This is a genomic window from Schaedlerella sp. (assembly GCF_056796775.1).
The window spans coordinates 1-13,129 of record NZ_JBQIKP010000030.1; the positions used below are offsets into that span (position 1 = coordinate 1).

General features: G+C 50.9%; 9 protein-coding genes and 2 pseudogenes. All 11 read right to left on the reverse strand.

Translation table 11 applies throughout. The annotated features are described in order from the left end of the window. Positions 1–3,290, reverse strand: a 3,290-nt coding sequence (locus ACTOY7_RS13605; protein WP_482672694.1) for a SpaA isopeptide-forming pilin-related protein, incomplete at its 3' end; no start/stop codon positions are given. Between the two features lie 241 nt (positions 3,291–3,531). Then, positions 3,532–4,455 (reverse strand): RpnC/YadD family protein, encoded by a 924-nt coding sequence (locus ACTOY7_RS13610; protein WP_482672314.1) that lies wholly within the window; start codon positions 4,453–4,455, stop codon positions 3,532–3,534. 478 nt (positions 4,456–4,933) lie between these two features. Beyond that, the gene (locus ACTOY7_RS13615) at positions 4,934–5,938 is read right to left on the reverse strand and encodes an ArdC family protein (RefSeq protein ID WP_482671413.1); all 1,005 of its coding nucleotides are present in this window, start codon (positions 5,936–5,938) and stop codon (positions 4,934–4,936) included. A gap of 4 nt (positions 5,939–5,942) precedes the next feature. Next, positions 5,943–6,842: a PcfB family protein gene (locus tag ACTOY7_RS13620; protein WP_482671414.1), complete on the reverse strand. Its 900-nt coding sequence runs from the start codon at positions 6,840–6,842 to the stop codon at positions 5,943–5,945. Positions 6,843–6,964: 122 nt separating this feature from the next. Beyond that, positions 6,965–7,879, reverse strand: a complete 915-nt coding sequence (locus ACTOY7_RS13625) for a DUF8626 domain-containing protein (protein WP_482671415.1) — start codon at positions 7,877–7,879, stop codon at positions 6,965–6,967. A gap of 181 nt (positions 7,880–8,060) precedes the next feature. Beyond that, positions 8,061–9,005, reverse strand: a pseudogene (locus tag ACTOY7_RS13630) (relaxase family protein); the annotation flags it as partial. Between the two features lie 66 nt (positions 9,006–9,071). Further along, on the reverse strand, positions 9,072–10,919 hold the full coding sequence (locus ACTOY7_RS13635) for a reverse transcriptase domain-containing protein (RefSeq protein WP_482671416.1): 1,848 nt from the start codon (positions 10,917–10,919) through the stop codon (positions 9,072–9,074). A gap of 553 nt (positions 10,920–11,472) precedes the next feature. After that, a pseudogene (locus ACTOY7_RS13640) lies at positions 11,473–11,874 on the reverse strand (relaxase/mobilization nuclease domain-containing protein); the annotation flags it as partial. Positions 11,875–11,880: 6 nt separating this feature from the next. After that, positions 11,881–12,189, reverse strand: a complete 309-nt coding sequence (locus ACTOY7_RS13645) for a plasmid mobilization protein (protein ID WP_302168304.1) — start codon at positions 12,187–12,189, stop codon at positions 11,881–11,883. Next, positions 12,186–12,638, reverse strand: a complete 453-nt coding sequence (locus ACTOY7_RS13650) for a DUF6329 domain-containing protein (protein WP_482671417.1) — start codon at positions 12,636–12,638, stop codon at positions 12,186–12,188. The genes ACTOY7_RS13645 and ACTOY7_RS13650 overlap by 4 nt, the downstream gene beginning before the upstream one ends. A gap of 79 nt (positions 12,639–12,717) precedes the next feature. Then, a complete protein-coding gene (locus tag ACTOY7_RS13655) occupies positions 12,718–13,119 on the reverse strand; it encodes a hypothetical protein (protein ID WP_482671418.1) in 402 nt (133 codons plus the stop codon). Positions 13,120–13,129: the final 10 nt, after the last annotated feature.

Consider the following 13,129-nt stretch of genomic DNA (forward strand, 5'->3'; position numbering starts at 1 on the left):
TAGGTGGTCACCTGCTCCACATAAGCCTCCCGGTCCAGGTCATAGATCTTGAACTCCGCATTTTTCACTAAGACGGGTTTCTTCGTCTCGTCATCCTTCTTTATGATCCGCAACTTTGCCTCGAATTCCTCATCCAAAAGCACCCGCCAGGCCTGGGGCGTATCGGGATGGTTCTCTGTGATGTGGACCAAAAAGTCCTTGACCGGCTTATAGTTCTGGGGAACCGTGGTCTCCCGCACGAGGTACGTGCCAAAGGGCAGCGGAATACTGCAGGCATAGCCGTTTTCATCGGTAAAGATCTCGGTCTCCCCGTTGGCTCCAAGCACCACCGGGGCTGCCGAATCAAAATCGTATCCCCCGTCTTCCTTTGTATGCAGGGAAGAAACCAGATAAGCCGTAAATCCTGCCCCTGCAAGCAGGCCCGCGTCCGTTTCCCCGCTGTTTGCTGCTTTCACGATCTGGAAGGGCTGTTTGATCACCTGGTCTGGGGAGGTACAGTCCCTCTCAATGACAGCGGAAAGCTCCCCTTCGTAGCTGCAGACCAGATCATACTCGGTTTCATCGGTCAGGTAACCGGCTGGCGGGGTGATCTCCTTTACGAAATATTCTCCCAGATACAGGCCGTCTATCTCCGCTTTTCCCTCTTCATCCGTGGTCAGTGTGGCAACCTGTTCCCCGGCCTGGTAAAGTACACCGGTCTTTGCGTCCGGATGAAGGATGTCCTTCCTTGCATACAGCCCATAGACCGCATGCTCCAGCGAAGCGTCTCCCTGGGGGATACTTTCGCCTGTTTCTTTGTCCACTTTCATGAGCCGGATCGTGGCACTGGCCCGTTCATTGGTAAATGTATGGGCAAAGGACACCTTCGCCTCACTGCCGTTTGCTGCTTCAAACCGGAAGGCGTATGTATCCTCCTCATTCTTCAAATAGTTTGGCGGGGCCTGGATCTCCTTCACATAGTAACCAAATCCGATGGGAAGGTCCGCAGTGAATACGGCATTTCCATCCGTGCCAGTGGTGGCTTTCTCAATCAATGCATCTTTTTCTGCAACCGGATTTCCGTCTGCATTCTTGATGCTTTCCGATGCGTATAATCCAAACACACCTCCGGCCAGACCGTTCATCGTATCCTGATCCTTCTTTACGATGCTCACCTCCGCTTTCTGGCGGTCATTCTGGAAGGTGGCAGTGGAAAAGGCCGTTTCTGCCGTCTGCCCGGCATATGCGATCACGACCTCCTTCGTTTCCTTTGCATTGTAAAATCCTTTCGGGGCCTGAACCTCCGTTACCCGGTAGGTTCCCAGGTGCAGGTTCTTTACCGTGACGGAACCATCCGCCCCGGTCTCCAGGTTCTCTGCGACCAGCTGTCCGGATTTGAATACTACCGTTCCGGAAGGTGTCACGATATCCCTCGCCGCATAGACGTTAAATACAGCTCCTTTTTGCTTCCGGTTCCCATACTGGAATGTAAGCCCGTTTTCATGAGGAGCGGCTCCGGTCAGGACTTCCCCCTCTTTATAAATGGTCAGGTTTCCCAGCTGTTCGATATCCGGGACCGTAGTGGAAACGGTCTGGTTTGTCTTGAGTGCCACCCGGTAGGCGGTGGCATTGTACCGATATCCGGAAGGCGCGGTGATCTCTTTCAAATAGACCGTATCCTGGGTCTTTGCGATCTCCACTTCGGATTCCCCATTCCGGTTGGTGGCAGGCATGGTCGCGATCAGGTTCCGGCAGGCTTCCTCCTGATAGATCCCGAACACCGCTCCTGCCAGCTTTGCGTTGGAAGCCGAATCCACCTTGACCACCTTCACCCTGGTAAGATCCATCCACTGTACGGAAAAGCGGACCGAATTCCCGCTCTCTTCCTCATAATAGCTTCCGATATCCTGGTTGGCGTCCCCGGTGGATACCACCAGGGCTTTCCAGATGGTCCGCAGGCTCCCCCGCATTTCTCCGGTATCCCAGGTGCCGCTGACACTCATGGGGGCGGTGAAATAGAAACTGGTTCCTCCGGAGATCCGGACGCTTCCGCCGGTCTGAGTTTCTCTGCTATCCTCGTTATGGAACGTCACGTTTTCCGGGATTCTTAAGGTAATGCTGTTTCTGGAATCCCCTTCCAGCCAGATACTTTCTGTCCGCTGCTCCGAGCCGTTGCCGGTTGCTTTCAGTGCGGTTTTTGACAGGCTCAGATATGGGTCTGGGGGCGCTGGCTGGTCCGCCAGGTAATTGATCCATCCCAATACCCCGCATTCCTGCAGGTCTTCCATGGTACAGCCCTCAAACCCGTCGATGCCGCAGTAGAAATAACTGGCCGCGATGTGGGTGAACACGTATTTCAGTTCGCCCCCGAACTGGGGCATGAACTGGTCGGTCAGATCCCCGGCGCCGCCGTATCCATAGTACAGGGTTTTCTGCAGGTTGGGATTGCTCTCCAGGACCTGGGACGCGTAGCTCCCCGTAGCCGGTGTGCCCTTGGCGGATTCCAGGCAGTATGCGATCCTTCCATTCACGGTGAACATGTTGGTGGAGTAGTTTCCCAGATTGGTGGGATAGAAGACCTGCGCGCCTGTCACCAGGGAGGCGCTTCCCGAGGCGGCCCTGGATCTTTTGGCTGTGGTCCTGGTATCCATGGAAAACAGCAGCAGGCCGCCGTCCTCCGCGATCTGCTCTGCGTGTTCATGGGCATCCTCAGACTGCTCCATATCCTCTATGACGGCTTCCATCTGTGCTTCTGTCAGGGAGTCTGATGAGACGGATTCCAGGCCTTCAAAATCCGGAGCCTCCGTGTCCGGTCCGAATTCCTCATTGTCCTGACTAGGCTCCCCGAACGGTTCTCCCTGGCTGTTTTCAGACATAGATTCTGACTGTAATGCACCCGGGATTTCTTTAACGATGATATTCCGGCAGATATGGTAAGATGGATTTCCGCTCACAGGCTCCACAAAATATACTGCTTTGTATGAGTCTGGCCGATCCGTGTCAAAGTCCTGCCCGGACTGGTTCTTTGCTTCGTGGAATTTCACCCTTACCTTCTCTTCCGGAATCTCCATGCCGGAAAAATCATACTCTATGTCAAAGCTGCTCCCGGCTTCAATTTCGTGATCTCCTGCCGTCACGATCTCATCCTCTGCCAGTACTGACCGAATGGCTTCCAATGCCGGATACTCTGCTTCATAGGCTGTCGGCTCCGGATCCTCTGCCAAAGCCGAAGCTGGCTGGATCAAGGCTGACAGGATTGTTACGGCAGCCAGCAGGCCTGAAATTACTCTTTTTGTTTTCCTATTTGTCAATCAATCTACCTCTCTTTCATCTCTTCACTTATTGAATGACACAGGAAACCCGCTATTTGCAGCTTTTCCTGCATCCTGTGAGACAATCCAGCAAAAAATGTCACTGGCGCGTTTTGCCGGATACTTCATAATAATAAAAGCCACAGGCCTCTTTTTTAGAAGTCTGTGGCTTTCGATCAATGATTCTATTTTTGTTCTTCTATTCCATCTCATAACAAACAGCGTAATAAAGTTGAAAAGGTTACGCCATAGGAACGGCTGCTTTCTTCTTTAATTCCAGTACCGTTTTCAACGGAAGATCTGTCTTTTCCGCAATGATCCTCTCATCCAGAGTCCCAATCAGGTTTTTAGCAATTTTTATTTTTTCCTGCTCACTTCCCTGTTCGATTCCCTGCACGATTCCCTGTTCGATTCCCTGTTCAATCCCTCTATTCACCAGTAACTGTCCCAATTCTGTCATTCCAACCGCCTCCATCAATTCTTTCTTCTCAGCGGACTCTAAAAATTTATCCGCCATGATATACAATACTGCCTCAATCTTATCCTGCTCATCCTGTCCGACAGAGCCTGCCCCCCGTGTGATCCGGTACGCTTCCTCCACCCTGTCTTTTAGGGGCATCTCCCCGCCCATCAACAGGCAGAGCGTCAGCGGAACCAGATCCTCCTTCGTAAGTTTCCCGCCGCATTCCTGCTTCTCCTGAAGCTCCCTGATCACCTGGTTCGCATTGCGGCTCTGCATTGTAATCGGGACGATGCGGTATGTATTTACGCCCTCTGTAAATTCCGCCATCGGCTTTTGGATCTTCCCGGAAAACAGCACATAAGTGGTGACCGGAACCTTATGCTGGTAGCTATACAGCGCCTCGTAGGCCCGGAATCTCTTTAAGCCCTCCAGCCCTTCGTTTGTGCTCTGGAACTCAAAATGCGCACATGAGCCGTCTTCCATGTCAAAGTTAAAGTCTTCGTGGAAGACCTTTACGTCCAGATGCACCAATTCCGTTGCCGCAATCCCCACGGCTTTCCCCTTGATCCCGAAATACGGCAGCAACACATCCGAAAAATACCTGAAGGCCGTCTTTAAAGCCACGTCTTCATGCTGGATGGCAAGGGTCTGTGCTTCGGGCTCCACAGTTTCCGGAGCCTGTTTCAAGTTTTCTGTACCCATATCCTTTATCCTTTCCGTAAAACCTTACAGGGAAACCTTCTTTACTATAACTATATCAAAAATCATCTTTGCAGACAATGCGGTTTTACTAAAAATATTTTGTTTGTTTTTTCTCTATAGCAGTTTTGAAAATCTCCCGGATAGCAGGAAAGATAAAACAAGACAATAGAATATACCCTGATCGGAGATATCCTCTCAGGTAGGATGTTTTTTATAAATGGCTTCTCTGTATCGGAACACCATCCGCATAAATAAGTCTATGACAGATGATACGAAATGTCAATACAAATGACGGATTAGAATGTGAACTTTCGGACACATTGTTACAGTTCACTGGCCAGCCAGCGAACTGTAGCGAATTCAGCCTATTTTAAGTCGCCTTCGGCGAGGGGCTGAATTCTATTCAAGGCGCAGCATGCATCCCCCCAGCCAATCAGCGTAGTGATTGGCTGGGGAGTAAACAGTAACGACACATTTTCTATCGTTCCGCCTGCTTCTTGGATTTCCTGCCTTTCTGCTTCTGGTTCTTTTCTTCCGGTTCCTCCGCCTTGGGTATCTCCGGCGGCTGTACCTCTCCCTTCATTCCTTCGGATACAGAAAATTCATCCGGCATGAATTCCTGCTCCGGCTGGCCTAAGTTGCGGTTGATATGCCGGGAGATCGTGTACACCGCATTTTTCACATTGCCGATAAACGCCCGGAGCTCCTGGGGTTCCTTATTCCCATAATCCTGCATCTGACAGATCTTGTCGAACTGGAACCCGGAATGGTCCACCCCATACTTTTCTGCCATGACATAGGCCGCGCAGAACGCCTGGGGGGCAGCCTGCGTGCGGCTGTACGTGCCGTCATGGGCATCCATGGCAGCGCAGGCCAGCTCCCGGTTGATGGCATGGAAGGTCACTTCCTCGCTCATGCCGTTGCGCACGTAGATGGTCCGCTCCCTGGGGATATACTGGGCCTGCACCTGGTCCGGCAGGTTGTCTGCAATACAAATCTTCGTTTCCGTATCTTTTAACAGGGCGCCCATCAGCGTCTGGATTGGCTTTGGCTCCGGCGGTTCCGGCTGCTTCGTGCGGATCTGGCTGATGTCATAGGCTTTGCAGATCACATACCCCTGACGGGTCTCCCCGTCCTTTTCATATTTCTGGTCCGCAATAAAGGTATAGCCGTGTGCCCCTGCCCGCAGGGTCTTATGCTCCTTCTTCCATCCATCGAAGGTCTTGACCTGACGGATCTCTGGGTTCTGGCTGTACAGGAGCAGGAGGTTGGCTGCCTTCTGCGGCTTGCACCGGGCCATGAAATTTAAGAAACCCTTTAAGGATTCCCCGTCCCGGAAGACTTCCTGGGCTTTGGAATCCACCTCTGCCCAGACTTCCTCCCGTTCCTGTTTCTTCATGGCTGCGTATTCTTCCTTCGATAACTGCTGACCCGCATCTGCCGGGGTGTCTGCCCTATTCTGCAAATACTGTGATAAATCCATCCCATCACCTTCCTTTCTCTTTGATCTTCATTTTCTTTCTGCTTCGGCGGTTTCCATTCCCGCGGCTTTTGTCCTTCTGAGCCCGCTTCTTTCCCGCCTCTTGCTTTTCCTGCCGGATCTGCTCCAGTTCCTTCCGCACCGAGGGCTTTTTACTCTGCTCCCCCTGTCCGGAAGAAATACCGTTGCTGCGCGAGGAAGGTTCGGACAGATTCCTTCCCTCCTGCGCCTTGGTAAAATTTTCCATTTCAGTTTCGTCCATTCCATATCCGCTCATTTCAGATCTGCCCATGCCCGGCAGTTCCCCGACATTGAAATCATCCTCAAAATCGCTGAGCTCGAATTGGATCTCGCCCTCCGGCATCTCCATGGTTTCGGTTTTTACTGTAGAATCTATCCCTGACTGTGTTGTTCCTTCTGCTTTTCTGGAATTCTTTTTCGTCTGGGCGGTTCTTTCTGCTTCCTGGGAATTCCCGAATGGATCCATCCGTTCTATTTCCCTCACATTCTCCTGCACGGCTTCCCCATTTTCCGACTTCAGGAAATCCAGCTCCATCTGGTCCATCACCCGGTTCACCTTTGCCGCGTCATCGGCAAAGACCATCAGCTCGCATAGTTTTGGATTTTTCCGGTCACGGATCACCACATAGGGGAGGCCCCTCTTTTTGGCTTCCTTTGCGAATTCATAGATCCTGTTTGATGGAACCGTGAAAAATTTCAATGGCCGGTTCTCCCTCAGCATCCGTGCCATGGAGATCCTGCCGTAGCTCTTCTGGTTGTTTTTCATGACCGCCGCCAGAAAAACCGCCAGGTTCTTTGCCATCGTACCGGACAGCCTTAACCCATGGTCGATCCCCTCCAAAGAATAACGGACGACCTGATCTGCCGCCTCACCTCCAAGGTTCATATCGCGCTCCCTCCTCTCTCTTTTCTGTCATTTACTGAACTGACTGGAAATGTATTCTCATCTCCGCTGTTCTGCTCACAAAGCATTTTTTTCATCAACTCCTGCTCATGATCTGTGCTTCTTCAACGCTGCATGGATCTTTCCGGCTTTTTCTCTGCTTTGGGCTGCAGTTCGCTGGGCGTCTGTCCGGAAAGCGGACGGAGGAATTCCATCCGTTCCGCAGCGTAGACCGCCTGCCGGTTCAGCAGCCTCTGCCAGGCCCCTTCCTTTGGGGCCCACCGGAATCCGTTTGCTTTCAGCTGGGCGCGGTGTTCTGCACTGGGCTTCTCTTCAAATAAGAGCTGCAGCCGTCCCGCATCCTGGTTCGCCACCGCCTCCCCTCCGTCAAACTCCCATCCGCAGAATCCTACCTCCGCATTCTGCTTCAATTCCTCGATGCGGTGTTTCAGACGCCGAATCTCCGCGTTATTATTGGTGAGCTGATAGGAGGGGAAAGGCTTCGGTTCCGGATGCCAGGATCGCTCCATGGAAGCCTTGAGCCTGTGAATCCGTTCCCCGTCCAACAGGGGGCATCCGTCCAGAGTCTTATTTTTCCTGTAAAAGGCATTCACATCCTTCATCAGCTTCTGGGTGCTCTCTAACCGTCCCAGCTTCTGCTCCAACAGCTCCACCGCATGGGGATGGTCGGATCGGATACCGCCCATCCCGGTACTTCGGATCTGATCCAGAAGCCCCTGGATCTGCCGCCATTCCTCCATGTTTTTATCACTTGCCGCATTCTGCTTTTCTTTTTTCCGTACAGGAAAGTTAGAAGCGCCTGCGATCATCACGGACGGCACGCGGGCTGCGATGTCATATCCTTTGTTCATGTTGTCGGCCAGCTTCCGGGCATAGTGATCTACAAGACGGTCGATCTTTTCATGGTAAATGGGATCCGCCCGTTCCTTCTGCTGCTCCGCGATCTTCACAGCCTCATCCACACAGTGCCGGTATTCTTTTGTCGCGCTTCCGGGCTGGTAGTCAAAAAAGCTGTTCATTTCTTTCGCCCTGCGGGCGGCAGTTTCGTTGATCGGATAATAGGTGACCGGAATTCCTGTGTAGCCTGTATGGGTCTCATCAGTTCCTGCTTCTGATGGTGCTGTATCTGATTGCGTTATATCTGATGGTGCTGTATCTGATCGTGCTATATCTGATAGCGCTGTATCCATGGATCCTATACTATTTTGTTCCTTTTCCTTCCCGTTCATTTCTGACATCCGTTTTCCTCCCTGATAGTTGATTCTTTTTCTGTGTATCCTGCTGCTCTGCCTGGCGTATCCGTTCCTCCATTTCCCTGGAATGTGTTTCAATCTGTATGGACATTTTGATCTCCCTTCTGAGTTTTTTCAGCTGATCCGAGATCTCGCCAATCCTTGGTGAATCCGGTTGTATCCGGTAAAGCCTCCGGCGCTCTTTTAAAAGCGATACCACCTGCTCTTCTCTGGGACTACGGAACCCGGAGAGCTGTTCACGGGTAGTGATCCCATGCTTCTGTAGAAATTCCATCTGTTCCACCCGTTTGTCTAACCGCCGGATATCCTCCCGCACCAGATAGGAGATTCTTGGCGGACGCTTTTTCAGGACGCCCATCTGATAAAGATAGGAATAGTACAGCGCCTGCAGGCCGGTGAGCTTCCTCTTTGGCGCGGCACTTTTGCTGCCCTGCTTCTGGCTCCATTCTCCGGATTTCGGCCGGGTTGACCGGGTGTGTTTGATTTCTTTCGGCTTTAAGATCCATTCCCGGATCTTATCCTCCGTATAATTTGTCCCCAGACTTTTTAAGCGTACAAACCGCTCCATGCCGGGAGCCTTTAGGGCGGGATATTTCCGATCCAGCTTCCACTCATATCCTTTGTGTTCCATCTGTACCAGGAACTGTTTCCATGTGAAGCTCTCCTGTACGGCCTCCCGGATATCCATGCGGATCGCTGTCCGCCAAGTCGGCCTGCCGTCTTTTTCTGCCTGCCACTGGGCATAGGATTTTCCTTTGCTGCCATTTCCCTGAATGACGGATAAGCCATACTTCTGACAAAGCCCGTCGGATATCTTCCTGATCTCTTCATAATAGCTTTTAGCATTGCTACGGTATTTCTTCCCGTCTGCCATACTGACGGAATTGAGTAGGCTAAGTACCCAGCGCCTTTCCACATTGCTGTAGTAGGTTTCCGGGCACTCGCCCCCGAACCGGACTTACAACTCTCGCTGTATCCGGCTCTCCATCCATTCACAGTCTGCTCCGTGAATCTTTGTGTGACAGCTTTCGCAGACCACCAATGTTTTCCGGTTAATCTTCTTCATAAAAGCTGCCCATGGTTGACTTTCATCCAACTCTTTTAGCGTTCGTACTTGATGGATTACCAACGCCGGGGTTTCTTTTCCGCACCATTCACACCGATTTGCTTTCAATCGTGTTCCCAGGCTGGGCTTCTTTAGGGTGTCTTTCGGCTTATGAATAATGTCCGCTTCTTTTCCCAAAGGATATTTATTTCTGGCAAGACTGCCTTTCCATAGGAGTCGAATCCGTTCATTGCCGTGCTTATCCTGAAATTTTACGCCGATGTCCTTTCCAATACGATACTGTGCAATAATTCTCTGCTTTGTCGTACGGTATTTGCATGCCAAAGTTTTGTAAAAGCTGTATTCCATGATATAGCGGAATTTATGGAGCTTAGAACGATTGTTTGCAATCGCATAATAATTGCAGAATCCTCGTATCTCGCCGTTGTACTGTTCTAGGATACTCAAATCTGTTCGCCCAATAAGTTTTCCACGATGCGTGGGGTGCCATATCTCTGTCCCATTATGGACATCAATTCTCATGGCTCCCAGTTCCAGCAACTTCTTCTGTATAACAAGAGTCGGAACTTCCAGCATTACATGACCGCTGTAGTTTCTAGCCTTGAAGCCGCTTTTTGTTTTCTTGGCATGATTGCTCTGCGGTGTGACCCTGATTTCGAATCCTAAGAATTTTGCTCTGTCTGTTGCCTTGGTCACCAACGTCTTTTCGTCCGACAGTTCTAATTTCAACTGTTCGGCGATATATGCGCCGATTATCTGCTTGACAGCCTGTGCGTCTTTCTTGGCTCCGATGATACCGATAATGAAGTCATCAGCATACCGGACATATTGCAGTCTACGAAAGTTTGTGTCCATCGGATTTTTGCAGGGAATGGTTTTGTGAACCTTGTCCAATTCCCGGATACTTTCCAGAAGAACTTGCCTTTCTTCCTCTGATTGTGCTTTTTCCAATTTTCTCTTGAGTCCGGTTCTTTTGTCGCTCAGCTTACGATATTCCACATTAATGGCTCGTTTGTCCCCATGGTCAAACAATTTCTTGAACTCTGCCACATACTTGTCGAACTGGTCGAGGTAGATATTGGCAAGAACGGGACTGATAATGCCGCCCTGCGGGGTACCGCTGTAGCTTTGGTGCAGTTGGTTATCTTCCATATATCCTGCGTTGAGAAATTTACGGATAAGGCGTAGAAAGCGCTCATCTTTAATTCTCTTTTGAAGAATACCGATCATTACATTGTGATCGATATTGTCGAAGAAGCCTTTTATATCTCCTTCTACGAACCATTTACATCTGACAAAGCGATTTTGAATCATTCTCAAAGCTGTGTGACAACTTCTGTTAGGACGAAAGCCATGTGAGGTATCCTCAAAGCTGTCTTCGTAGATTGATTCCAACAGCATTCGGACAATTTCCTGTACCAGCTTGTCATCAATGGACGGAATCCCCAGTGGACGGAGTTTTCCGTTCTTTTTAGGGATATATGTCCGTCTGGACGGCTTGGGTTGGTAGGATTCATCTTTCAGGGTTGCAATAAGCCTGTCAATTCTTTCAAGGCTCATTGCGTCAATAGTTTTTCCATCTGTTCCTGCGGTCATGTTTCCTTGACTGGCATATATATTTTGATATGCCTGTAAGAAAAAATCCTTGTTGAACAGATTACGGTACAGCCTGTCATAGACATAGCCGGATTGAGCTGAATGCTCTTGCAGACTGTTCAATACATTTTCTGGATTTCTCATAGTGCCTCACGCACCTTCCTTTCTTTTGTACTGAATTGAATGAACTGCCGCCCTTCGCCATGTGCGTGCCATTAACACGCTCGGACTACTACGGCGGCTCCGTTGCCATATTGGATATTCAGGACCTGTGCCCATAGCTCTCGCAAGCATTCCAACTTAGGCAATCCCCATTTAGTAACAGAGTAAAAAGCTGTGTTCATTGTCGGATACGGTTTTCGTCCTTTTATGCTGATACATACGGACTGCACATTGGTTTCGCTCCTATCAGTCGTATTTCCTGACGGAGATGTGCAGCGCAACGGATATAGCTGTCTTCCGTTACGACCACCACAAATGTCCCTTGGACTGCCGTTTAACCAGTATAGGCTTTATCCTTATATGAACTTTGGTCTTGCTACTCAGTCGTGGCATGACAACTTGCCAACTCGTAGCTTTACGGTCGTGCTATTGTTCCCTTTGGGTTTCCCCATCCAGGTTAGCCGTTGACCACAGGCATGAAACCTCGCGCCTGCCGCTTGCTAAGCGGATTTACTCTGCCCCTTATGGGCGCACAGACGATGTGGTTATGATAATGGGCGGTATTCAGATGCGTGGTAACTACGGCCTCAAACCGGCCTTTTAATAGCTGATCCGCCAGTTCCTGACCGATCAGATGCGCCAGTTCCGGTGTCACCTCTCCTTCCGCAAAGCTCTGGATCAGGTGGTAGCCCTGTACGCCGCCCAGCTTGTGGAACCGTTTCTTGGTCGCCACCATGTCTGCAAAAGCAGAATCACAGGTACATCCGATGGAATCCTCATAGACCGCCAGTTCTGTTTTCTCCCGGTTCATGGCATAGTCCACCGCCTCTTCTAAGGAACCGGCGGCTTCGGATCTCTTCCTGGTTTTCTTTTCATCCTTGATATAATCAATCGAGCGGTCCAGACGGTGGACCGGGAGGATACTGGTATAGGCCAAGCCCGGTCACCATTCCTCTTTTACCAGCTGCCAGGTCTCCCGGGAGATCCGCAGCATTTCCCGGAGGTTCTCCGGGCTGGCCGTACCGGATGCGTTGGCCACATGGGCCAGCTGGTTGGCGTTGTTGCATAAGCCTGCGATCTTCCGCAGCAGGTCTCCGTGATGCTCACAGGGCTTGGCATGGACTTCCGCCCCCATGATCAGGGTGCGGAGATATTCCTCCCGGGAAAGCCCGCTCTTTTTCACCTGTTCCTCCAGATACCGCAGCTCCTTGGCATTGAGCCGCACGGGTATCACATGGTTCCGTTTCCTCATCGTTCTCCCCTTTCCTGTTTCTGTTGTTTCGGCTTTCTATTTTTTGTCTTCTGTTCCGGTTCTGTCTGTCTCGGCACATGGCTTTCCCATGGGATTGCGGAAAGGTCAAACACTCCGCAGTCCGGAACATACGCGCCATACCGGACATAGGGGAAACCCTCTGACTGTACCAGGATCCCTTCCCTGCGCTCCGGTGTGGTGACCAGGAGGCTGTGGGCACACTGCCCCTCGTCATCAAGATACATATCGCCGCCGTTTTCATAAAGGAACTCGTAATGCCTATAGAGTTCTTCCTGGAATTGTTCAAATGTTTCTTTGGAAAGCTCGACTCCTTTTTCTATCTGTGCCTTCCATGTTTCCCCTGGATAGACCGGATCTGCCAATTCCCATCCGTCCAGGGGCTTCCTGTGGAATTCTGCGTAGACAGTCCGGCTTTTTTGCTTCCCCATCTTTACTCGCCGCCTTTCTTCAGGGGCAGGGCTCCTGCCATGGCTGCGTATGCCACATTGCCTGCTATAACCCTTTTTCTCATAATAATGCCGGGCCTCCCTTCGCTTCCAACGCCCGCATGGTCAAGGGCATGAAAATGATGTCATTCCTCGCCATTTCCTTTGCAAACTCCTGGAGCTGCCACGCCTTCCCATCAATCTTCACATGGGTATCATCCAGATAGTGGCAGATGCTAAACTGCCGCTCTCCCCTCTGGTTGATCAGCTGGATGGGATCCCCGTCCTGGATACAGAACAGGCTGTTGTTAAAGTGGTCGACAAACCGGATCACCTTACGCCTCCCATAACCGTTCCGCTCCATCTCCCGTTTGGCACGGGCCATCGCTCTGTTACACTTTGCCCCGGCTGCCAAAAGGCACATGGCTAGGATCCCTGCCATGCCGCCAAACAGGATGCCGACAATAAGCCATACGATAAACATTCTTTTCTCC

Excerpts from the sequence above, each read along its gene's own strand:
- ACTOY7_RS13610 (WP_482672314.1), bottom strand. The coding sequence starts at position 4,455 with ATGGGTACAGAAAACTTGAAACAGGCTCCGGAAACTGTGGAGCCCGAA.
- ACTOY7_RS13615 (WP_482671413.1), bottom strand. The coding sequence starts at position 5,938 with ATGGATTTATCACAGTATTTGCAGAATAGGGCAGACACCCCGGCAGAT.
- ACTOY7_RS13620 (WP_482671414.1), bottom strand. The coding sequence starts at position 6,842 with ATGAACCTTGGAGGTGAGGCGGCAGATCAGGTCGTCCGTTATTCTTTG.
- ACTOY7_RS13625 (WP_482671415.1), bottom strand. The coding sequence starts at position 7,879 with ATGAACAGCTTTTTTGACTACCAGCCCGGAAGCGCGACAAAAGAATAC.
- ACTOY7_RS13635 (WP_482671416.1), bottom strand. The coding sequence starts at position 10,919 with ATGAGAAATCCAGAAAATGTATTGAACAGTCTGCAAGAGCATTCAGCT.
- ACTOY7_RS13645 (WP_302168304.1), bottom strand. The coding sequence starts at position 12,189 with ATGAGGAAACGGAACCATGTGATACCCGTGCGGCTCAATGCCAAGGAG.
- ACTOY7_RS13650 (WP_482671417.1), bottom strand. The coding sequence starts at position 12,638 with ATGGGGAAGCAAAAAAGCCGGACTGTCTACGCAGAATTCCACAGGAAG.
- ACTOY7_RS13655 (WP_482671418.1), bottom strand. The coding sequence starts at position 13,119 with ATGTTTATCGTATGGCTTATTGTCGGCATCCTGTTTGGCGGCATGGCA.